Source organism: Acidimicrobiia bacterium, from assembly GCA_035948415.1.
Taxonomy (GTDB): domain Bacteria; phylum Actinomycetota; class Acidimicrobiia; order IMCC26256; family PALSA-555; genus PALSA-555.
The window spans coordinates 1-21,028 of the sequence record DASZJD010000126.1 but is presented as its reverse complement, the minus strand read 5'-3'; the positions used below and the strand labels follow the sequence as shown (position 1 = coordinate 21,028).

The 21,028-nt window shown below is 71.8% G+C and carries 23 protein-coding genes; 7 read left to right on the top strand and 16 right to left on the bottom strand.

Annotation, left to right across the window (positions count from 1 at the left end; genetic code table 11):
* Positions 1-191: 191 nt before the first annotated feature.
* Positions 192-857 carry a hypothetical protein gene (locus VG869_16795; protein HEV3452843.1) on the bottom strand — a complete coding sequence of 222 codons (666 nt, stop codon included), beginning with the start codon at positions 855-857 and terminating at the stop codon, positions 192-194.
* A gap of 331 nt (positions 858-1,188) precedes the next feature.
* Here VG869_16795 and VG869_16790 point away from each other — a divergent pair, with 331 nt between their 5' ends.
* Complete coding sequence (locus VG869_16790) at positions 1,189-2,316, top strand: DUF6777 domain-containing protein (GenBank protein HEV3452842.1); 1,128 nt, start codon at positions 1,189-1,191, stop codon at positions 2,314-2,316.
* 169 nt (positions 2,317-2,485) lie between these two features.
* Here VG869_16790 and VG869_16785 read toward each other — a convergent pair whose 3' ends face one another.
* From VG869_16785 to VG869_16770, 4 genes are all read right to left on the bottom strand, one after another.
* Positions 2,486-2,782 (bottom strand): hypothetical protein, encoded by a 297-nt coding sequence (locus tag VG869_16785; GenBank protein ID HEV3452841.1) that lies wholly within the window; start codon positions 2,780-2,782, stop codon positions 2,486-2,488.
* A gap of 113 nt (positions 2,783-2,895) precedes the next feature.
* Entirely contained in the window at positions 2,896-5,151 is a 2,256-nt protein-coding gene (locus VG869_16780) for an MMPL family transporter (GenBank protein ID HEV3452840.1), read from the bottom strand.
* A 299-nt stretch (positions 5,152-5,450) separates the two neighbouring features.
* Positions 5,451-5,657, bottom strand: a complete 207-nt coding sequence (locus tag VG869_16775) for a hypothetical protein (protein ID HEV3452839.1) — start codon at positions 5,655-5,657, stop codon at positions 5,451-5,453.
* 94 nt (positions 5,658-5,751) lie between these two features.
* On the bottom strand, positions 5,752-7,818 hold the full coding sequence (locus tag VG869_16770) for an EAL domain-containing protein (GenBank protein ID HEV3452838.1): 2,067 nt from the start codon (positions 7,816-7,818) through the stop codon (positions 5,752-5,754).
* 334 nt (positions 7,819-8,152) lie between these two features.
* On the opposite strand from VG869_16770, the gene VG869_16765 reads away from it, so the two are divergent.
* Together VG869_16765 and VG869_16760 are read left to right on the top strand one after the other, a co-directional pair.
* Positions 8,153-8,464 carry a hypothetical protein gene (locus VG869_16765; protein ID HEV3452837.1) on the top strand — a complete coding sequence of 104 codons (312 nt, stop codon included), beginning with the start codon at positions 8,153-8,155 and terminating at the stop codon, positions 8,462-8,464.
* Between the two features lie 176 nt (positions 8,465-8,640).
* On the top strand, positions 8,641-9,327 hold the full coding sequence (locus tag VG869_16760; GenBank protein HEV3452836.1) for a GNAT family N-acetyltransferase: 687 nt from the start codon (positions 8,641-8,643) through the stop codon (positions 9,325-9,327).
* Between the two features lie 15 nt (positions 9,328-9,342).
* Here the strand turns inward: VG869_16760 and VG869_16755 are convergent, their stop codons facing one another.
* Positions 9,343-10,296, bottom strand: coding sequence for a GGDEF domain-containing protein (locus VG869_16755; protein HEV3452835.1), 954 nt, complete (start codon positions 10,294-10,296; stop codon positions 9,343-9,345).
* 152 nt (positions 10,297-10,448) lie between these two features.
* Between VG869_16755 and VG869_16750 the strand changes: the two genes are divergently transcribed.
* Positions 10,449-12,128 (top strand): amidohydrolase family protein, encoded by a 1,680-nt coding sequence (locus VG869_16750; protein HEV3452834.1) that lies wholly within the window; start codon positions 10,449-10,451, stop codon positions 12,126-12,128.
* A 27-nt stretch (positions 12,129-12,155) separates the two neighbouring features.
* On the opposite strand, the gene VG869_16745 is transcribed toward VG869_16750, so the two are convergent.
* Positions 12,156-12,515, bottom strand: coding sequence for a VOC family protein (locus tag VG869_16745; GenBank protein ID HEV3452833.1), 360 nt, complete (start codon positions 12,513-12,515; stop codon positions 12,156-12,158).
* A 102-nt stretch (positions 12,516-12,617) separates the two neighbouring features.
* Here VG869_16745 and VG869_16740 point away from each other — a divergent pair, with 102 nt between their 5' ends.
* Both VG869_16740 and VG869_16735 read left to right on the top strand, forming a co-directional pair.
* Positions 12,618-12,833, top strand: coding sequence for a hypothetical protein (locus tag VG869_16740; GenBank protein HEV3452832.1), 216 nt, complete (start codon positions 12,618-12,620; stop codon positions 12,831-12,833).
* A 211-nt stretch (positions 12,834-13,044) separates the two neighbouring features.
* On the top strand, positions 13,045-13,338 hold the full coding sequence (locus VG869_16735; protein ID HEV3452831.1) for a hypothetical protein: 294 nt from the start codon (positions 13,045-13,047) through the stop codon (positions 13,336-13,338).
* 46 nt (positions 13,339-13,384) lie between these two features.
* On the opposite strand, the gene VG869_16730 is transcribed toward VG869_16735, so the two are convergent.
* The 6 genes from VG869_16730 to VG869_16705 form a co-directional block, all read right to left on the bottom strand.
* The gene (locus tag VG869_16730) at positions 13,385-14,080 is read right to left on the bottom strand and encodes a nitroreductase family protein (GenBank protein ID HEV3452830.1); all 696 of its coding nucleotides are present in this window, start codon (positions 14,078-14,080) and stop codon (positions 13,385-13,387) included.
* Positions 14,081-14,111: 31 nt separating this feature from the next.
* The gene (locus tag VG869_16725; protein ID HEV3452829.1) at positions 14,112-14,807 is read right to left on the bottom strand and encodes a DUF975 family protein; all 696 of its coding nucleotides are present in this window, start codon (positions 14,805-14,807) and stop codon (positions 14,112-14,114) included.
* A 124-nt stretch (positions 14,808-14,931) separates the two neighbouring features.
* Positions 14,932-15,906 (bottom strand): hypothetical protein, encoded by a 975-nt coding sequence (locus VG869_16720; GenBank protein ID HEV3452828.1) that lies wholly within the window; start codon positions 15,904-15,906, stop codon positions 14,932-14,934.
* A 126-nt stretch (positions 15,907-16,032) separates the two neighbouring features.
* Complete coding sequence (locus tag VG869_16715; protein HEV3452827.1) at positions 16,033-16,413, bottom strand: nuclear transport factor 2 family protein; 381 nt, start codon at positions 16,411-16,413, stop codon at positions 16,033-16,035.
* Positions 16,414-16,513: 100 nt separating this feature from the next.
* Positions 16,514-17,137 (bottom strand): hypothetical protein, encoded by a 624-nt coding sequence (locus tag VG869_16710; protein ID HEV3452826.1) that lies wholly within the window; start codon positions 17,135-17,137, stop codon positions 16,514-16,516.
* A gap of 109 nt (positions 17,138-17,246) precedes the next feature.
* On the bottom strand, positions 17,247-18,065 hold the full coding sequence (locus VG869_16705) for a CPBP family glutamic-type intramembrane protease (protein HEV3452825.1): 819 nt from the start codon (positions 18,063-18,065) through the stop codon (positions 17,247-17,249).
* Between the two features lie 133 nt (positions 18,066-18,198).
* Here VG869_16705 and VG869_16700 point away from each other — a divergent pair, with 133 nt between their 5' ends.
* On the top strand, positions 18,199-19,401 hold the full coding sequence (locus VG869_16700) for an LLM class flavin-dependent oxidoreductase (GenBank protein ID HEV3452824.1): 1,203 nt from the start codon (positions 18,199-18,201) through the stop codon (positions 19,399-19,401).
* On the opposite strand, the gene VG869_16695 is transcribed toward VG869_16700, so the two are convergent.
* The 3 genes from VG869_16695 to VG869_16685 all read right to left on the bottom strand — a co-directional run.
* Positions 19,343-19,705, bottom strand: a complete 363-nt coding sequence (locus VG869_16695) for a VOC family protein (protein HEV3452823.1) — start codon at positions 19,703-19,705, stop codon at positions 19,343-19,345. The genes VG869_16700 and VG869_16695 overlap by 59 nt on opposite strands.
* Positions 19,706-19,777: 72 nt before the next feature.
* A complete protein-coding gene (locus tag VG869_16690) occupies positions 19,778-20,773 on the bottom strand; it encodes a phospholipase (GenBank protein ID HEV3452822.1) in 996 nt (331 codons plus the stop codon).
* Between the two features lie 93 nt (positions 20,774-20,866).
* Positions 20,867-21,028: HAD hydrolase-like protein (locus VG869_16685; protein HEV3452821.1), on the bottom strand; the 162-nt coding region annotated here is incomplete at its 5' end.

The window sequence follows — 21,028 nt, the reverse complement described above, 5'->3', positions numbered from 1 at the left end:
GGGCCACGATCGCTGCATGTTGCCACTTGGGTCTGGCGCAGGGCGTGGGGCTTGACCCGCGAGCGCCGATCGACCGGAGCCGGGCGCGCCTGGTGCCCAGCGGCCGGGAGCGAGCGCTCGCCGCACCGCATCGCCGCGGCGGGCGCCTCGGCGACCACTCGGGGTGCGGGCCGGGAGCCGTCGCAGTCAGGTCATCCCGGGTCCGATGCGGCGCCGCCGGACCTCGGGGCCAAGCGCATCCCGTCGTAGCGCCACCAGCCCGCGGTGACCGAGTCCAGCAGCAGGACTTCGGCCCCCCGGATGACCGTGCCCGCCTGGACCCCGCGCCGCGAGAAGGCGTCGTTGTCGATGCGACCAGCCTGCAGGTCTTGTACGAGGGCACGATGCCGCGACCACGCCTCCCGGAGTTCTTGATCCCAGCCTCCGGCGAGGTCCGCCGTGGGCGCGTCAGCACCCAGGACGGGAGTCAGGCGGCGACCATCGACCCAAGCCGACCAGCCGTTCGAACAGAGGACGGCGGCCCAACCGTCATCCCGTAGCGCGAGGAGCTGCACCTCGAGTCCCGGGTTCAGCGCCGCGCGGGACGGGAGCGCCGGGTTCGGATCGTTCCAGGCCGGCAACCCGCCGACGGGGACGAGCCACAGCGACCGCAGATCGCGAAGGCGGCGCCCGTCCGTCCACGCCGACCAGCCGTTCGAGCACAGAAAACGAGCCCACCCGTCGTCTCGTCGTTGGAGGGCTCGGACGCGCAGGTGAGGCTCGAGGGTCGCGACCGGCGCGGCGGTCGCGACCGGCGTGGACCACGCCGGCAGGCCGTCGTCGGGGACCGCGTGGGTCGGGACGAACGCTTCGCCCATCAGCGATCCTCAGTTCCCCCCGCGGTACGGGGGTTGGCTCGACTGCCGCGGCACGCGCGCGCCACGGCGGACCCCTCGGCGTCCTGCGGACTCTAGACAGCGATCCCACGCGCATGCGGGCCGACCAAACGAAACTGGGCGGCCAAACGGCGCGAAATGTCGCCGCGCGCTCCGGCCGAGGCGCGGGAGGGTGGCGGCTCGCTTGCTCCTCCGGGCCCCAGCCCGGTAGGTTCGTCGTCGGGTTGCAGCCAGCCGAACCTCCTTCGGCGATGGCTAGGGGGTGGGGAACGTGACAGGTCCGCCGACGGGGCCGCCGACCGGTCCGCCGACGATGGCTTACGGCGCGCCAACGGCCGGGCCACCGCGCCGGCCCTCGAACCTGTACCGCAACCTGCTCATCGGTCTCGTTGTGTTGCTGCTGGTCATCGGCGGGACGGTCGGATTGGTCGTGGGGCTGTCGGGTGGAAGCAGCGCCGGTGCCTCGCTTCGCGCCGAGCCGCTCAACTCAGCCAGTGACCCGTTTGCACCTCCGGTCGGCGCCGACCAGCGCGTTCCGCCGGTTCAGCCTGCCGGCGCGACCACCGTCGACGGGTCCCACGTCGGCCTCTACGGAGGCACCCTCGACACCAGGACCTGCGACCGCAACCAGCTGGTCCTGTACCTGGAGCAGAACCCCAGCAAGGCCGCGGCGTGGGCTTCCGTGCTTGGCATCACGACCACCGACATCCCGTCCTATGTCAACGGGCTGACCCCGGTGCTCCTGCGCAGCGACACACTGGTCACCAACCACGGCTACGCCAACGGTCGGGCCACCACCATTCGCTCGGTCCTGGAGGCCGGCACCGCTGTCCTCGTCGACGACAAGGGTGAGCCCGTGACGAAGTGCTACTGCGGGAACCCGCTCACGCCGCCGACCTACTACACCCCTGGCTACACCCCGACGTACTACGGACCGAGGTGGTCAGGTTTCACCGGCACCTCGATCACGATCATCCAGAAGACCACGATCATCATCGACACGTTCACGCTGGTGGACCCGAGCAGCGGGAAGCCGTTCAACCGCAGGCGGGGCACCGACGGCAGCCAACCCGGGGACGACACGCCGGTCGGAGCGACCACCCCCAACACCACGCCGGCAACGACTCCACAGACCCAGGCGCCGGCCCCGCCGCCCAGCAGCGCCGCCGGCCCGACCGCGGAGCAGCGCGCGATCAGCAAGCTGCAGAACGCGGCGTCTCAGTGTGCGCCGTTCCCGCCGCCGATCAAGCAGGCGGCGTCGCAGGACTTCGCGACTCCCCCGGGGCCTGATTCGAACACGTTCGTCCTGCAGGTGACGGATCACACGACCGATGGCGACACCCAGGTCTTCACCTGGAACGTCGACCGGACAACGCTCCAGTTCACGCCCACGGACGACCTGGCCCAGGCGGCCAGTAACCACTGCCCACAGCTTCGGTAACTCGGCCGAACCCGGAGGGAGCCGGCCGGAGATCCGTGGTCCGGAACCGCCCCGAGCGGCCGACGACGCACCGGTCGAGACCCTGACGTGAGTGCACGCCGCTCGGGCCGCGGCGGAGGCTCGGGGCCGGAGCGCCGCGGGCCGGTCCGGGCCGGTCGACGGGGCCGGGCTAGGTGAGCTCCTCCCGGATGACGTCGAGGTTGCGGAACGCTGGGGGCGCGTCGCAGAGCTTCGCCAGCTGCTCGGCCAGCTCGGCGGTCTCGGGATGGCTGGAGTTCTCCATCGCGGCCTCGTAGGACGGGAACTCGACGATCTGGACGTAGGTGTCGGGCCGATCGCGGTCCTTGGTTCGGACCGATCGGTTCGTGGACCGCCAGGCCGCGGACTTGGCCAGCCAGGCTTGGATCGCGGCATCGAACTCATCGATTTGAGTGGTCTGGAACTCAATGGTCTGGATGAACGGCACGGCGGGCCTCCTGGGGACGTTGGGTACCGGTCCGGCGATCGTGGGCGACGGCGACGAGAGTCAGCGGCACGGGGGCGGCCTCGCGGACGGCTCGCGGTTCGAGTGATCGCGAGTCACGCCGACGCCACCGGAACCGTGTCCTCGGTCGCCTGCGCCTGGTTCACGACGGCTTCGGGAACGAGGCCCCGTGTGACCCAGCGACGCCGCTCGGCCCACACGAGGATCGGCGGGAGGACGCTGAGCGCGCTCAGCAGCGCGATGGCGACGTTCAGGCCGACGACGATGCCGAAGCCGCGGAGCAGCGGCAACGACGACGTGCCGATCACCGCCACTCCGGCGACCGCTGCGAGCGCGGACACGAAGAAGGCGCGCCCGGTGCGAGACGCGGTGACGTCGACGGCCGCGCGCGGCGAGAACCCTCGCCGCCGCTCTTCGACGAAGCGCAGCAGGATCAGCGAGGTGAACTCGGTGCACGCCGCTACGACCAGCGGCCCGCCGACGGCCGTCAGCGGGCTCAGCTTCAGGCTGAGCGCGTAGGCGATGAGCGACGCGGCCCCCACCGCGATGAGGACCGGGACCAGCGAGAGCAGCGCGCGGATGACGCTGCGCAGCCGCACGGAGAGGAAGAGGAACACGAACAGGATCGCCAGGTAGGTGAGCTCGACCCGGTTCGCCTCGAGGTTGTCGAGCAGGCCGACGCCGACGACCGCAAGCCCCGACGGGGTGGCCCGCACGCCCGCGGGCGGATGCGACGTCTTGCGAATCTCTCGCACCACCCTCGCGCGGGCGTCGAGCCCGCTCGGGCCGGTTCGAAAGATGAGGTTCATGGCGTTCTGTCGGTTCGCCACCGTCGAGAGCTGGATGTCTCTCGGCGCGACGTCGTACGCGGCGCGGACCTCAGCGCCGGTCGGCGTCACGTGTTGGCCACCGGGCACGTCGCTCAGGTCGCTCACCACCTCCACCATGCTCGTGCCGGTGAGCAGGGTCGTGGGGTACTGCTGCAGCTGGCCGCGCGTGAAGCGGTCGAGGTAGCCGACGGTGGTGTCGCTGAAGGCCTCCTTCGACTGCAGGTAGACGCCGAGCTCGCTCGACGACCCCGTCTCCCGATTCAGCACGTTCAGGGACCGGATGACCTGGGAGTGCTGGTTGACCCACTGCAGCGGGTCGGTCTGCAGGACGAGCTTGCCCTCGACCGAGATCCCGGCGACGAAGACCACGAGGCTGGCGACGGCGAGGCCGACCGCGAACTTCGACGGGACTTTGCCGAGCCAGACGACGAGCCGCCCGAGGGGACCGGCCCGGAAGTCCTTGCGCTTGCTCGGCGACTTGTACTCGCGAATGCCGAGGACGGCGAGGGTGCCCATGATGCTGTTGAAGCAGATCGCGGCGACGCCCACGGCGAGCAGCAAACCGAACTGGCGGAGCATCGGCACCTTCGCGAAGCGCAGCGCGGCGAAGGCGAAGATGGCATCGAAGGTGACGACGAGGAGCGCCGGGCCGAGGTTGCGGGCCGTCTCTTGGATCGGGTGCGCCGCTCGGTCGACGACCACCTCTTCCTCGACCCGAGCGTGCAGCTGGATGGCGTAGTCGATCCCGATCCCGAGCATCACGGGGAGACCGGCGATCGTGACGATCGTGAGTGGGAGGCCCAGGTAGCCGACGATCCCGAAGGCCCAGATCACGCCGATGACGACGACGCCGAGGGCGAGGAGCCGCCACCGGACGCTGAAGAGCGCGAGCAGGATCAAGGCCATGACGGCGAGGGCGATGGCGCCGAGGGTGAGCATGCCGCCGGTCAGGTAGTCATTGACGTTCTTGAGCAGCGCCGGCGCCCCGGTCGCCACGACGGAGGACGAGCCGAACCTGATTCGGTTCGCGACGTTCTGCACGAAGACCGACGCGGTGCCTTCAGCCTTGATCGATTCGTTGCCGGGCAGGCGGACGACGATCTGGGCGTGGCGGTCATCGGGGAAGTTCGCGAGCAGGGGTTTGCGGATCTTTCCTTGGTTGTCGTGGAGCAGAAAGTCCAGGTAGGCGGGGTTATCGAGGGTCCGCCCCGAGCTCGGGACTGCGTTGAGGCGCTGGAGGGTCGTGACCGAGTCGGCGTTGCGCGCCGCCCGGCCGGCGGCCGATGGGTCAAGAGCGGTGGCGCTGACGAGGATCTTGCCGGCGACGCTCTGGGTCGGGTCGCCGGTCGGGCTCGACACCAGTGCGTGGTTGAACTCGAGGGCGGTGAGGGGGCTGACGACGCTCTTGATCAGTCCGCTCTGACGGAGCTCCTGCTCGATCGCCTTCCACTGCGCGATGTCCTTCGCAGTGAAGAGCTCGCGCACGGTGTGCCCGCGGTCCATCGTGACCAGCACGACCATGGCCTCGCCCCCGAACAGCTTCTGGTACGCGACGCTGTCCTTGTAGACCTGATCGCTCTTGTTGAGGTAGCTGTCCTGGCCGGTCGTGAACTTGAGGTTCGTGGCCCCGTACCCCAGGACGAGGGTGGCCAGCCCGCCGACGACGAGGACGACGATCCAATGCTTGCCGAGATTCAGGCCGAGCCAGCGCCAGAACTGCTGCAGGAGGTCCCCCCTCGCCGATCCCGGGACGACGGTATCCGCTGGGAGGGGCCGGCGGCTCCGGCGCGAACCCGGTCGGGCCGGGCCCTCGCCCGTGGCTACCAGCTGTCCAGGAGTGCGGCGGTCGGGTTGTCGGGGTCGTACTTCACGGCGACGGCCGTGCCCTCGGAGAGACCCTGCATCTGCATCGGCAGCATGCTCTGCTGGATCGTCGTGTCGAAGGCGTCCATGACCGACGGTCGGACCATGACGTCGAACTCGTGGAGCGTGGCGCCGCTGACGTCGGGGCTCCCGACTGCTCGCATGGCGTGCAGGTCCGCCGGTGCCTCGACCCCGGACTGGCCGATCTTGTTGACCTGGTCCCACGCGCCGCCGTCCCCTCCGACGGCGATGGGCTCACTACCAGTGGGTGGCGGCGCGTTCGGCCAGCTGCAGCACCGGCGGCCCGCCGGGACCGGGCGCGGGCTGGGCGGGAGCGAGGAAGTTGCCCTGCCCGTAGGTGCAGCGGAGGCGGCGGAGGTGGTCGAGCTGTTCCGGGGTCTCCACCCCTTCGGCGGTGGTGGTGAGCCCGAGGGCGTTGGCGAGGCGGACGACACCGGTCACGATCGCGGTGTCCTCCGGGTCGCGCCCGAGGCCGTCGACGAAGGCTTGGTCGACCTTCAGGGCCTCGATCGGGAGGCCCTTGAGGTGGGTCAGGGATGAGTAGCCAGTCCCGAAGTCGTCGATGCTGAAGTGGACGCCCTGTCGGCGCAGGGCTTGCAGCGCATGGGTGGCCGAGTCGGTGTCGTACATGAGCGTCGTCTCGGTGATCTCGAGCCAGAGCGCGTCGGGCGGGACCTTGGTGGATTTGAGTATTTGGGCGATGGCGTTCTGGAGTGACGGCTCGACGAGCTGGCGGGGCGACAGGTTCACGCTGATCGTGAGGTGACGGCCTTCGCTCTCGGCCCTCCAGCGTGCGAGCTGGCTGCACGCCTGCTCGAGGATCCAGGTGCCGATGGGGACGATGAGGCCGGATTCCTCGGCGTAGGCGATGAACTCGCCGGGCTGGACGAGACCCCGATCCGGGTGCTGCCAACGGAGGAGCGCCTCGAGGCCGGTGATCTGCCCGGTCTCCAGGTGCACGACCGGCTGGTAGTGGACCTGGAACTCGTCGCGCTCGAGCCCTCGGTGTAAGGCCGCGTTGGTGTGGAGCTGTTCGAGGTTGCGGTCGCGCAAGTCGCTCTCGAAGAACTCGGCGTGGGCCCGGCCGCTGCGCTTGGCTCGATACATCGCGGCGTCGGCGTCTCCCACCAGGGTCTCGCTGGCCGGGTTCCGGCGCCCGGACAGCGCGATGCCGATGCTCGCGGTCACGAACACCTCGCCCTGGGGCAGGAGGACAGGTCGGGCCACCGCTTCGAGGATCCGCTCGGCCATCCGCATCGCCGCGGCCGGCTGACGAACGTCTCGACAGAGGACGGTGAACTCGTCGCCACCGAACCGGGCCACCGAGTCGTTCGGGCGGAGCGTGCGTCGCAGCCGCTCCCCAATCGCGATCAGCAGCTGATCACCGGCGCCGTGGCCGAGGCTGTCGTTGATGACCTTGAAGTGGTCGACGTCTAAGAACAGCACCGCGATTCTTCCCGCCTGTCCCTTGGCGGTCGTTTGGACCAGGCTCAAGCGATCAAGGAACGCGCTGCGGTTTGGGAGTCCCGTCAACGGATCATGCATCGCTTGATACGTCAGCAGCTCGTCGAAGGCCTTGCGCTCGGTGACGTCCTGAATGTGACCGATCGAGTACTGAGGCTTGCCGTCGGTGCTCAACATGGCTGAGACGCTGACGGATACCAAGACCGCGTGGCCGTCGGCGTGCACGAACCGCTTCTCGAGCTGGTACCCCTCAATCTCGGCCGCGAAGAGCGCGCGAAGCTTCTCCTGAGTCTCGGCCAGGTCTTCAGGATGCGTCAGCTGGGTTCCGTCCATGCCGATGAGCTCATCCTGTGTGTAGCCCAGCATGTCGGCGAGGGCCTGGTTGCAGCGGACGATCCGCGTGTCCTGTCCGACGACCGCCATCCCGATCGGCGCGTGCTCGAACGCGCCGCGGAAGCGCTCCTCGCTCTCGCGGAGTGCCTCCTCGGCCTGCACCCGCTCCGTGACGTCTCGGGTGTTGATGACCACGCCTCGGACGGTCGGGTCGTCCAGCCGGTTGTGGCCGACCGCCTCGACGTGTCGCCAGGACCCATCGGCGTGCCGCATGCGGAACTCGACCGGTTCACCGGGACCGGGACGGAGGAGCTCGGCGAGGAACTGAGACAACACGCGGTCGAGGTCGTCGGGATGGACGAGCTCGAACGCGGATCGACCCTTCATGAACCCGACCTCGTAGCCGAAGAGGCGCGTCGCCGCGGGACTCGAGTAGAGGACCCGCCCCTCGGCATCCAGCACGGTGATGATGTCGCTGGAGTACTCCACGAGGGCTCCAGCCCGCACCTCGTCGCGGCTAAAACCGCTCCTCTCCGTGGGGGGCTCGGAGATCGCCGGTTGCTGGTGCTCTGCCACTCGCTCTCCCAGCGGTCGCGTCGGGCTCGCGTGCTTTCGACCAAAGCCCCTGCAAGCCCCTGCAACCCCCGCCAGAGCATCGACTCGCGACGCGCCGCGCTTGAGTCGACCTGGAAACTACCGCAGCTGGAGGCGACGGTGCCCAGCGCGCTCACGCCCGATGACCGCGGGATGAGCGCTCGATGGTCGGACCGCCGGGAGAACGTCGTCCCGGCGCTCCCCGGTCGCTCTCGTCAGTCGATAGCCTCTAGGCGGGAGGGACGCCATGCCCGAGGATCAACATCTCCGGCCGCTCGAGCGACGAATACGCCGGCTGCTGAGCGACGGCGTGCCCGAGGCCGAGATCGCCAGCCGGTTTCGGCGCAGCCCGGCGTTCATCCGTCAGGTCATCGAGCTGAGCGAGCTCCCCGACCGGGCCGCGGTGTCGCCGTCCGGTCAGCTCCGACCGATCGAGCGTCGGGTCCTGCGGTGGCGAGACCAGGGCACCGACCTCACCGAGCTCTCTCGGCGTTTCCGCCGGGGCCCAGAGTCGGTCGAGCAAGTCGAGCACCTGGCCCGCTACAAGCTCTCGCGCTGATCGGCGGGGAGGGCGCGCCCGCAGCGCTCGACCGATCCGGGAGCGGGCCGCGGCCCCCCGGCCGGGTGGACGAGTCCCGCGAGCAATGAGCCCGGATCACGCGCGTCGCGGCTCGGAGCGCGCGGTCCGACGCAATTCTCGGCCGCCGCGACCTCGGCGCGTGCGAGGATCGGCTGGTGGACCCGCTCGCCAACCCGTTGTGGCACGCGTTGACGGGACGGCAGCGCGCCGCCGCCGAGCGGGTCGGGCTCGCGGTCCGCTACGAGCCCGCGGTGGCGCCATTCGCGGCCCTGCCCGACGCGCCGACCCGTGAAGCGTGGGATGACCTGGCGGCGCTCGTCGGCGGGCGGGGGGTCGCCTTGCTGTTCGGTCCCGCGATGTCGGCACCGCCGGGATGGACGGAGCTGTTCAGCGGCAGCGGGGTGCAGATGGTCGCTCGCGAGGACGACGACGACGGGACGCCGGAGGCGGGGCTGACGTGCCTCACACCGACGCACGTGCCGGCGATGCTCGACCTCGTCGAGCGCACGCGGCCGGGGCCCTTCGCGGCGCGGACGATCGAGCTCGGGACCTACCTCGGCGTCTTCGAGGGCAACGCCCTCGTCGCGATGGCGGGGGAGCGAATGCGGCTGCCGGAGCACACCGAGATCAGCGCCGTGTGCACCGATGCGGCCGTTCGGGGCCGCGGCCTGGCGACGTCGCTCGTGCGCAGCCTGGCCCGCCGCATCCGCCACCGCGACGAGCGTCCGCTGCTCCACGTGGCCGCTGACAACGTCGGCGCCATCCGCCTCTACGAGGCCCTCGGGTTCCAGACCGTGCGGACCCTCAGGTTCGTTGGTCTCCGCGCTCCCGACGCTCCTTGAGGCGGGACGCCGGCGTCACAGCTCGCCGGCGATCTGGATGTGCCCGCGACCGCTCTCCTTGGCGAGGTAGCAGGCCCTGTCCGCCGCCCTCAACAGCTCTGGTGGGTTCGGGTGGCCGTTCGCTTCGACCACACCGGCCGAGAACTGGTGGGCCGCCGACGTGCGCATTCGGGCCAGGATGTCGGTCGCTTCAGTCACTGACGCGGCCGGGAACATGACGACGAACTCGTCGCCGCCGTAGCGGGCCAGCACGTCGAACTTGCGCAGTCGCCGGCACCACGCGGTGGCGACGTCCGTGAGCACCTGATCGCCGACGACGTGCCCGTGCTCGTCGTTGATCGCCTTGAAGTGGTCGAGGTCGATGACCGCGATGCACAGCGGACGGCCGTTGCGCTGGCGCTGGGCGAGCTCGCGTTCGAGGATGGCTTCGAACGCTCGGCGGTTGGCCAACCCAGTGAGCGGGTCGGTGGTGGCCATCTCGATGAGCGCGGCCCGCAGGCGGTGGACCACGACGCCGAGCGCGCTGATCGTGGTCGTCTCGAACACCCACGCCGCCGGCGCAGCGGGCTGGCCGGACGTGAACAGGAGGACGCCGAGGATGATGGCCTGCGAGACGAGGTAGAGGCCGAAGGGCCGGCTGTCGTAGAACGCCGCCGTGTAGATGGTGGGCAACACGTAGAGGCTCGCGGCCACGAAGATCGCGGGGCTGTGGTGCGCGCACAACAGGGCGGTGCCAACCGCGGCGGCGGCGAGGACCGAGAGCACGTACTGAACCTTCAGCGGGATCTCGACGTCGTGACGCCACGACCAGATGGCGATGATGGCCGCCGCTCCGCTCAGCGCCAGCCAGCCGTCGGCGTTCACGCCGGGGCCGTGGGGGACGAAGGAGCCGACGAGCCCCGTCACGGCCCCGATGGTCCACATCGCGGCCGAGAACCGCATCTCTTGTCGGGTGGAGATGCCGCCCATGCTCAACCCCTGGCGGGACCGGTTCGGGATCCGAACGGAGAGACCGGCTCCGGCACCCGCCGCTCTCAGCGGAGCAATCGGCACGCCGCTCCGGCCCCTGAAGCGCGACTGCTCGCAGGCCCGTATCGTCAGGCGCTCTGACCCACGACCTGGTGATCCGCGGCGGAATCGTGGTCGACGGTCTCGGCCACGAGCCCGTCGCCGCCGACGTCGCGATCGACGACGGTCGGATCACCGGCATCGGAGGGGTGGCCGAGCGGGGGCGGCAGGAGCTCGACGCCGACGGACGCCTCGTGACGCCGGGGTTCGTCGACATCCACACCCACCTCGACGCCCAGCTCGCGTGGGACCCGCTGGCCACCTCGTCGTGCTGGCACGGCGTGACGTCGCTCGTGCTGGGGAACTGCGGCGTGACGTTCGCACCCTGTCGACCCGAGGACCGCCGCTATCTCGCCGAGCTCATGGAGTCGGTCGAGGACGTCCCCGCCGACTCGATCATGGCTGGCATCGGCTGGGACTGGGAGACCTACGGCGACTACCTCGCTTCGGTCGCCGCGTGGGCGAAGGGCGTGAACGTCGGCGGGATGGTGGGCCACTGCGCGGTTCGCTACCACGCGATGGGCGAGCGAAGCCTCGAGGACGAGCCGGCCTCCGAGGAGGACCTCGCGGCGATGCGCGCGCTCGTCGATGAGGCGATGGCCGCAGGTGCGCTCGGCTTCTCGACCTCACGCACGATGCTGCACCGCGTCCCCGACGGTCGAGCGGTGCCGGGGACGCACGCGGAGGCGCGGGAGCTCCTCGCGATCGCCGACGTGCTGCGCGCCCGAGGTGCCGGCACGTTCGAGGCCGCGCCTGCGCTCGGTGAGCGCGACGAGAACGGGACCGGGCGCACGCGGGCCGAGGTGGAGCTGCTCGGCGAGATCGCCATCGCGACCGGCCGCCCGGTCACGTTCGGGCTGACCCAGACGAAGCGGTCGCCCGAGCTCCACGAGGAGGCCTTGGACGTCGTCGAGGCGGCGCGAAGGCGAGGCGCCCTGCTCTCGCCGCAGACCACGGCCCGCGGCATCGGAATGCTCTTCGGCATCGTGCACCGCACGCCCTACGACCGAGCGCCGGCCTGGCAGGCGCTGCGGGAGCTGGGCCTCGACGAGCGACTCGACGCCCTGCGCGACCCGGTTCGGCGGGCCGCGCTCATCGACGCCACGCGTGACCTGGCGACGATCCCGCCGGAGGAGCTCTTCGTGCTGCCGCCGGGCGACGCTCGCTACGACCTGGGTCCGGCCGACAGCCTGGCCGGCCACGCCCGGCGGCTCGGCGTCTCACCGGCGGAGGCCTTCGTCACGCTCACGCTGGAGCGTGACGGTCACACGCTGTTCAACTGGCCCTTCTTGAACGACGACCTGGACGCGGTCGCCACGATGCTGCGTCATCCTCACACCGTGATGGGCCTCGCTGACGCTGGGGCGCACGTCGGGTTGATCATGGACTCGAGCCAGCCCACGTTCCTCCTGACCTACTGGGTCCGCGAGCAGGGGTTGCTGTCGGTGACCGACGCCGTCCGCCGGCTGACGTCCGATCCCGCCCGCCTGTTCGGGATCGAGGACCGCGGCGCCCTGGTCCCTGGCGCCCACGCGGATGTCAACGTCATCGACCTCGAGGGGCTCGGGCTGCCCCAACCCGAGTACGTGCACGACTACCCGGCCGGTGCCGGGCGCTACGTCCAGCGAGCGCGCGGGTACGCCTGGACCATCGTGAACGGCGAGGTGTTCATGGAGGACGGGCAGCACACCGGTGCGCTGGCGGGTCGGGTGTTGCGGAGCGGCGCCCGGTAAGGAGCGAGGGCGTCGGATCCAGACGCGTCAGCGTTCGTAGGCGGTCGCGTGCTTGGGCTGATACAGGCCCAAACTCCCGCCTCCGGGGACTCGCAGCGTGGTGACGAGCCCGAAGCCCTGGTCCTCGACCGGTGTCGCGAACTCGACCCCCTTGCTGCGCAGGTCCTCGACGGTGCGATGGATGTCGTCGCACATCAGGAACAGCTCGTGACGACCGCTGTTCGGCCCCGCCTCGGTGGGGTGGATCCCGAGCTCCGCCGGGGGCAACCGGAAGATGAGCCAACCGTCGTGGGCGTCGACGTGGGGAAGCTCGAGCACGTCCCGGAAGAAGGCTCGGGCCCGTTCGGCGTCCTCGGCGTAGATGATGGCGTGCGTGCTCGTGATCACGCCGAAGAGGGTAGCGAGACCCGCCCGGTCGGACACCCAGGTTGCCGCAAGCATCGTGCGATACGTTGCCGGTCGACGCACGTCGTCCGATACCATCGGACCATGAACGCCGACAAAGCCGCTGCTCTCAGGCGTGAGCGCTCTCGCGTGCAGGCCAACGCCGACCATCGCATCTGCGGCACGCTGATGGGGACCGCGGAGGATGGCGTCACCCCCTTCGTCTGTTGGCTGGCCGCGAACCACGCCGGCGTTCATCTGGGCGAGCACCTGACGGCCGCGCCCAACCCCCTGACGCCGAAGCCGACCCGCGCTCGCTGAGGGCCCCCGGGCGAGCATCGAGTGCGGGCGCCGGTGGGCGGGCGCCGGCGATCGGGACCCGCGCCGGGCGAACGGCGGCCGGCGGGCCGCTCCCTGGGCTCGGCCGGTGGGAGGCTGGAGGCGGGAGCAGGAGGTCGCCGATGGCTGATTCGGCCCGGGTCCGGGTGACGGTGCTCGACCGGATCGAGCGCCCGGCCGAGGGATGGGCGCGGTGGACGACCTAGAGCACGAGCACACGCACGGCGAGGTCCCAGAAGGGGTCGGGCCCGGGATGTTCCGGGAGCACCTGGAACAGGTCGCCCGACAACACGCCGACGACGGCGCTCACATCACGCTCGAGGACGAGAGCCTGTTTCTCGAGGACATCCAAGGCGTCGACGACGAGCCCGGGGGCGCTCGGTCACGGATACGACTTCGCAACGGGGTCATCATCGGCGGCCTCACCGGCGCCGCGATCGTGGCGGCGCTGGCCACCGTGCGGTTCCGGCGCCGGCGGCGGAAGTGATCCCGGCGACGTGGCGGCGCGGGCCGCCGGGTCGACGGCGTGGTGCTCACGGCGCGGGACCGAGCGGAGCTCCGTCGAATCGGTCGATGGTGGTGAAGTCGGCGACCGCGGCGCGTCGGAGCCGGGTCGGCTGGTCGCTCGGGCGCCCGAGGGCGACGAGCGCCGCCACCGCGTACTCGTCCGGTACCGAGAGCAGCCGTCGGACCTCGGGCTCCTCCCGGGTCACCATCGTCGTCACCACGCCGCCCAAGCCGGCGTCTCGGGCCGCGAGCAGCAGGCTCCACGCGAAGGGGTAGACGGACGCCCCTCCGACGATCGTGTAGCGGCCCCCATCCCGGTCGGTGGCGGCGAGGACGCGGAGGTCGGCGAGCACGACGAGCAGCACCGGCACAGCGTCGAGGTGCTCGGCGAACCCGCCGGGCCCGGCTGCGGCCTGGACCGCGATCTCCGGCGCCCGGGCCAGGGCGCGCCGCTCGGCGTCCCGATCGGTGATCGGCGCCCACGGCACCAGACCGGCGGACGCCTGCGCCACGTACTCGTACCACACCCGCGTGTAGACGTCGCGCAGCGACCGCCGCAGGGCTCGATCCTTGACGAGGACGACGCGCCAGCCTTGGCGGTTCCCGCCACTCGGCGCGAAGCGAGCCGAATCGAGGAGGCGGTAGACCTCCTCGTCGGACACCGCCTGATCGGTGAAGTCGCGGACGGCGGCGGTGGTGCGGATGGCTTCGCTGAGCTCCACGGGCGCGCTCCTTCGTCGCGGCCAGCAGCTCCTACGCGGGGACGACGGGCTGTCCGCTCAAGGTCTTGTACGCGTACGCGACCGTCACCGCGGTGATGCCGTAGGTGAAGAGCAGACCGACCCCGCAGGCCAGCGCGCCCACGATGTTGATCCCGATCAGCAGCAGGCCGAGGCCGAGGAGCTGCCAGCGGTAGCCGCGGGTGATCTCGGCCGACCGTCGGATGGCGTCGACCGGGCTCGTGTCGGGGTTCTCCACGATCACGAAGCCGAAGAAGTGCCACATGACGGCCAGGATGATCCCGGGTACGACGCAGAGGACCAGACCAACCGCCACGCCCAGGGTGACGAGGACCGCGGCGACGAGGTACGGCCCGAAGCCGTCGCTGCGGAACAGGAGACCGACCTCGGGGCTGCGGCCCTCGACGACGGCGAGCGAGGCTCGGATCAACCCCATCGCCAGGACGATCCCGACGACGAAGCTGATGAGCTGCAGGACCAGCCGACCGGCGACACCGGAGACGCCGGAGCCGATCAGCACGATGAAGAGGTTCACGACGAGGATGATGAGGGCCATGACGACGAGCGGGCCGACGTTCTTCCAGTACGCGCTCCAGCCGTAGGAGATCGCCTCGCCGACGCTGAACGATCCTCCGGTCGAGGGCGACGGCGGAGGCGGCGGCTGCGAGCCCGGCGGCGGTGGAGGGGGCGGAGGCGGCAGTTGTGACATCGATGCTCCTTCGGTGTGCCGGGTGAGCCTGGCCGGTGGGACGGCCGCGAGCAAGGGTCCGGCCGGCGGCGCGGCTGCGTGCCGGTGCCGTCCCGCCCTGGCCTCGGTGCGACCGATCGGATCGCTAGGAGGGGAGGTTGGTCGTGGGTCCCGGGACGCGGAACCCGTGGAGCGGGTTGTCCCCGTTCGTCGCCGGCGGGGCTCCGACCTCGCCCGGCTTCTCGGTCGTGCCGGCGAGCCTCGCTTCGGCGGCGTGACCGAGGCGTTCCTCGAGCTCGACCAGCCGCAGCGCGGCCAGGTCCTCGAACGCCAGGGTCTGGTCGCTGACCTCGCGACGGAGGTCCTCCTTGAGCGCCGCCACCTGAGACTGGAGGCGGGCGATCTGCGCGGCGACGGCTTTCTCGAGGTCTTGGCGAGTGCGGCGCATCATGTCTTCGATCCCGACGCGGTGCTTCGCCATCGTCGCGTCCAGCTCTGACTGCTTGGCCGTGCCCGCGTTGTCGACGGTGACCCGCCACGCCTCGGCCGCTTGCTCCGCGACGGCGACGGTGCTGGCGCACTCCTGGGCGATGCCCCGAAAGCGCTCCTCGACCCCCGCGAGGAGCTCGGTGGCCTGACGCTCGAGCGCGCTGGCGCAGTCGGCGGCTTGCCGGTCGAGAGCCGACCGGGCGTGCGTCACGGCGTCCGAGAGCTCCCGGTGGCGGTGCGCGGCGACGGCTTCCAGCCGGCCGACCTGCTCCGCGGCGGTGCGGTCGACCTGGTCGACGAGGGCCGTCACGAGCGCGAGCCACGCGCCGATCGACTCGGCGACGCGCTCGCCCATTGCGACCGCGGTCGGAGTGGCGGGCGGGACCGGGACGGGCTCGGGCGGGACGGGCGCGGGCTCGGGCGGGACGGGCGCGGCCGCCTCGGGGCCGGTCGGGGCTCCGGGCGGCGTCGGTGCCGCGGCGGGCTCGGGTCCCTTCCCGGCTCGCTCAGCCTCGTCCGCGGCGGCCCACCGCATCGAGGGCTCCGGTTGGGCTTCGACCGGGTAGAGCAGCTGCTCGGAGCGGCGCGAGTCGCGCCGTTCCTTTCGGCGCACGGTCCACTTCTTCCCCATCGAGACCTTCTTTGTCGCTCACGGCCCGCCCAGGCGCCCGCGACGTGCCGGCCCCACTGTTTCGGCCGTTCCGGACGGCGACTGAAGGGCCGCCGCCGGGCCTCCGAGGCCCTCGGCTCGGACCGCTCAGGCGGTCCGGACCCCGGACGCGTGCCAGAAGGCGCGCTGGCTCGCGATCCGGCCGTCGTCGGCGAAGGTCATGACGTCGATGGTCGGGACGATCATGGTGGCCCCACCGAGCTCCGCGTGGGCCTCCATGGCGAAGGCCGCCTCGCGGTCGTTCCCGCCGGGGCCCTGGACGAGGCGCAGCGTGATGTGGTCAGCGGCGGCCCGGCTGCGGTCCCAGAAGCCGCCGATCTCGTCGCGGCCCCGGCAGACGTCGCTGCCGACCGGGTCCTCGATGGTCGCGTCGGCCGTGAACAGGTCGAGCCAGCCCTCCCGATCTCCGGCGCTGAAGGTCTTCAGGTAGCGCTCGACGGTCTCACGGATCTGATCCTCGCTCGGCACGGGCGGAACGGTAGCCGCACCGCCGCTCGCGGCGCGCTGGCCCGCCGGACCCGGCTCGGCCGCGTCGCCCGCGCCACCGATCGACAACGCCGGTGGGCGCCTAGCTGCTCCGGAGCGGCTTGCAGGACGGCTCGGCGTTGAACGCCCGCGTCAGCTCGGGCGAGTCGAACTGGCTCGCCAGATGGAAGAAGGCTTGGTTCTGGCTCTCGGCCTGGTTGAGGTTGGTCTCGAGCGTCTGCAGCGCGGCCTGGAATGCCGCCGGATCGGTGGTCGGGATCTGCTGCGACTCGGTGAAGAGCGAGTGGAAGTCGTCGCGGAGCTGGAGGAACCCGTTTTGGATCGCGACGTTGACCTGCGAGCCGTTCGACACCGTCGGGTCGCCGACGCTCCGCAGCGCGGCGACCAGCTTGCTGGTCCGGGCGGTCACGTCCTGGAGGAACGTGGAGAAGCGCGACCGGATCTGCCCGAGCGACTTCGGGTGCTTGAGCTTGGCCGTGAAGCTCTGCTCGAGCTTCGTCACGTCGCTCTTGTACGACGCCAGCGCCTGGCACGTCTGTCGGGACCAGCGCGCGGGCGAGACCGCCTTCGCCGGCGCGCTCGCGCCGGCCGCCGCGCTGGGCGCGAGACCGATCACGATGGTGCCGGCCATCGCCAGCCCGAGCAGCCGTGCGCGCCGGCGTCGACCGGTGGCTCGGATCGCGATCAGCTCTGCTGCTCGGGTCATCGTCGATGTCCTCCGTGCGCGCTGGGGTGGGTCCCGGCCGAGTCGGAGACCCTACTGGTCGACCACGACGCGCCGGCGTCTTTACCGTGCCGGCACGGCGGCGGCGCGGTCATGCGGCGCGCGGCCACGATGAGCGGACCCAGCGCCGCTGCAGGATCCCGAGCCGGATGCCGGCCACGATCGTGGCGACGACGAGGGTGACGAGGGCGGTGGCCGCGAACGCGGCGCGCCACGTGCCCGGTGTGTCGCTGCTCAGCGCGGCGATGGTGACGAGGTTGAGCGACGCGTGCACCGCGACCGCGGGGAACAGGGCGCCAGTCCGGAGCACGACGTACCCGAGGACGATCCCGAGCGACACGAACGGCAGTGCGTGCAACGTGTTGCTCATCTGGGCGACGTGGCCGGGCAGCAGCGTGAAGACGAGCCCGGAGCCGGCGAGCGCCACCAGGCCGGGCACCAGCCCCCAGTCCTCTGGGTTGTGCCAGTCGCGCCGCAGGAGCGCGGCCGCGGCGGCGCCGACGACGATCAAGACCGCCAGCCGATAGATGAGCTCCTCGTCGAAGGCGGCGAGGACGAGCCCGATCCCCTCGCGCGTGCCCGCGACCCGCACGATGTAGTGCCACACGCCGAGGATCAGGACCAGGCCGCTGACGGCGAGGAACTCGCGCCAGGCCATGAGGTTGGCGCGGTCCAGCCCGAGGCGGCGCGGGCCCACGAGACAGGCGAGGAGGACGCCGAGCGGGAGCGCGGGCGACATCGCCACCCGACCGAGCGAGCCGATCGACACGTTCTGCCACGCCGTGACCGCGTCCACCGCGACGGCGAGCGCGGCGACGACCAGGATGCCGGGCGTCAGCGGCCAGCGGGTCCAGCGGCGCCAGACCCAGACCCCCGCACGCTCCGGCGGGGCCGCAATCGGGCCTGCCAACGCGTCTCCGTGACCGATGCCACGGTTCATCGGGCGACGAGGACCGCGACTCAAGGGCGTTCGGGCCGTCGGCTCCGACGCTTCGCGGTGGCATCGTCCGGCGCCGCACCCATCCCGCGGCCAGACTGACCCGGTGGCAGCCGTCGAGCTGTGGACCTTGGGTCTCCCGCTGCCGCGCTACGCCGCGCTCCAGGCCGAGCGCGCCGAAGCTGGGGGCTGGGACGGGATCCTGTTCCCCGACTCCCAGAACCTGGCCGGCGACGTCTACGCGGCGCTGGCCCTCGCGGCCACCGCCACCGGTCGGCTCGGGCTCGGGACCGGCGTGACGAACCCGTACACACGTCACCCCGCGGTCACCGCCGCGGCGATCGCCAGCGTCCAGGAGCTCTCGGAGGGCCGGGCCGTGCTCGGGATCGGTCGGGGCGACTCGTCGCTCGCCTACCTCGGGCTCGCGCCCGCGCCGGTCGCCGTCTTCGGGTCGTACGTGGAGCGGGTGCAGGCGTACCTGCGCGGCGACGAGCCCACGGCCCCGGACGAGGCGCTCCCCGGCATCGACGCCGGCTCGCTGCCGCTCGGCCGCCGGCCGGGCCGGCGGCTCGAGTGGCTGGCCCGGTCGTCGCTCCCGAAGGTCCCGGTCGACGTGGTGGCCACGGGTCCTCGGGTCCTCGCCCTCGGTGCCCGCACCGCCGACCGGCTCACCGTGAGTGTCGGCGCCGACCCGACGCGGGTCTCGTGGGCGATCCAGACCGCGCGCCGGGCCCGGGAGGCAGCCGACCTCGACCCGGCCGGCGTCTCGTTCGGCGCGTACGTGAACGTTGCCGCGCACCCCGAGCCGGCCGAGGCGCTGCGGCTCGCCCGCCCTGCGCTCCTGTCCTTCGCCCGCTTCTCGGCGATGCACGGCGCCGCGGTCGGACCCGCCTCCGAAGCGGACCGCGCCGTGCTCGAGCGCATCCCGCGCGCGTACGACATGACGCGACACTTCCGCCACCGGGAGGACGAAGGCGCGGTCCTCCCCCGCGTCGTTCATGACCCGCTTCGGCGTCGTCGGCACCCCGGCGGACTGCGCGGCGCGTCTCGCCGCGCTCGTGGCCCTCGGGCTCGACCGCCTCGTCGTGGTCGGCCCGAACCCGGACGGCGGCGGAGCCGCGCCGGAAGCGGCGCGCTGCTTCCTCGAGGAGGTCGCGCCCGGAGTGCGTGCCGGTTGAGCCCACGCCGGCCCCGACCGGACGGAGGAAGGCGAGGTGCCGCGCCGCTGCGCCCGGTGGCGGTGGGGACGGCTAGCAGCCCCCGCCGCCGTCGCAGACGCAGAACTCGTTGCCCTCCGGGTCGGCCATGACGATCCAGTGGCTGCCGTGCTCCTCGAGCGGCACGGCGGCGAGGCGCCGCGCCCCGAGCCCGGTCAGGCGCGTCGCCTCGGCCTCGATGTCCGGCGTGTGGAGATCGAGGTGCATCCGGTTCTTGCCCACCCGGGCCTCCGGGACGCGCTGCAGGAGGAGGTGCGGGCCCGGCCGTCCCGCGGGGACGAGCAGGACGTAGCCGCCGGCGCCGCCGGCAGTCGTGTAGTCGAGCGCCGCCGACCAGAAGGGGGCCAGCTGGTCCGGGTCCCGGCAGTCGAGGACGAGGCCGAGCGACGACGGCACGGTCCCATCGTGCCATCGCCCCGTGCGTCCCGCGGCGCCGGGGGTCGGCCGCGCGGGGTCCGCCGATCGAGGTCAGCCGACCTGGATCGACGCCACGCCGGGCACGGTGGCGTCGACGCGGAGTCGGGTGAGCCCGGCCGGCTGCCCCCGCAGGTACCGGTGGAGGAAGTCGACGACGGAAGTGACGACGACCGGCTCCCACGAGGGCGCGGGTCGGGTGGCGGTGTCGGTCTGGCGGAACGGGGTGTGGGGCGCACCGTGGAGGGTCACGAAGTACTTCGGGCTCGGTGCGTCCGCGAACAGGCGCTGGCTCGCCGAGTAGGGGATGGTCTGGTCGGCGTCGCCGTGGAACAGGAGGAGCGGAACCGCGGGACCGCGGAAGAAGGTCCCGCTGCCGAAGGGGAGCTCGATCCCCTCGATCGACACCGCGGCGCGGATGCGAGCGTCGGCGCAGCAGCTGTTCACCGCCACGCCGAGGGTCGTGATCGCGCCGAGCGAGTGCCCGACCACGCCCACCCGGCGGGCGTCGATCACGTTCCGGAACCGCGCTCGGGGGTCGCGGCTCAGGCGCAGCATCGAGGTGATGACGAAGCTGACGTCGCCGGGCTGGTGCGGGTAGTCGGCGACCGTGTCGCCGCCGGGCGCCCCGTGCCTCGAGAGCGGGAAGGTCGGCGCGGCCACGACGAACCCCGCCTCGGCCCACTGGCGCAGCAGGGGCTCGTACGTGGGGCCGTCCGAATTGCTGCCGTGCGAGAACACGATGAGCGGGAGGGCGCGGCCGGCCGGCGCGGCGCCGGTGCGGTCGGTGGGGCCCGCCGGCCCCACCGCCGGGTAGAGCACGAGCGTCGGGAGGGTGCGAGTCGGGCTCCCGGCGAAGGACCCGTTCGCCGGGGTCGGACGGGTGGCGTCGACGAACGTCTCGAGGCGTGCCCCGACCGCGAACGTCGGGGCGGCGGGCGTCGCGCGCGCGCTCTCGGCCGCGCCCGGCGACAGCCCGGTGGCGGCGGCGCCGAGGAGCACGGCCAGGCCTCCAGCGCCGACTCGACAGCGGGCCGGCAGCGGCGTCATCCGTGTCCTCCCCCCAGGAGCCGTTCGCACGACGTCGTGCAGCGCGTGCCGACGTGGTCTGGCCGGCCACGGCAACACACGACGACGGCGGCGTCAAGTGAGGCCGAGCAGCGTCGGCAGGTCGGCGAAGGAGTCGAGGACGTAGTCGGGCTCGGCGGCGGCTCCCGCGAGCGTGTCAGCCCGGAACTTCCCCGTCCGCACCAGGACTCCCGTGAGGCCGGCGGCCTGGGCCGCGAGGACGTCGGCGTCGAGGTC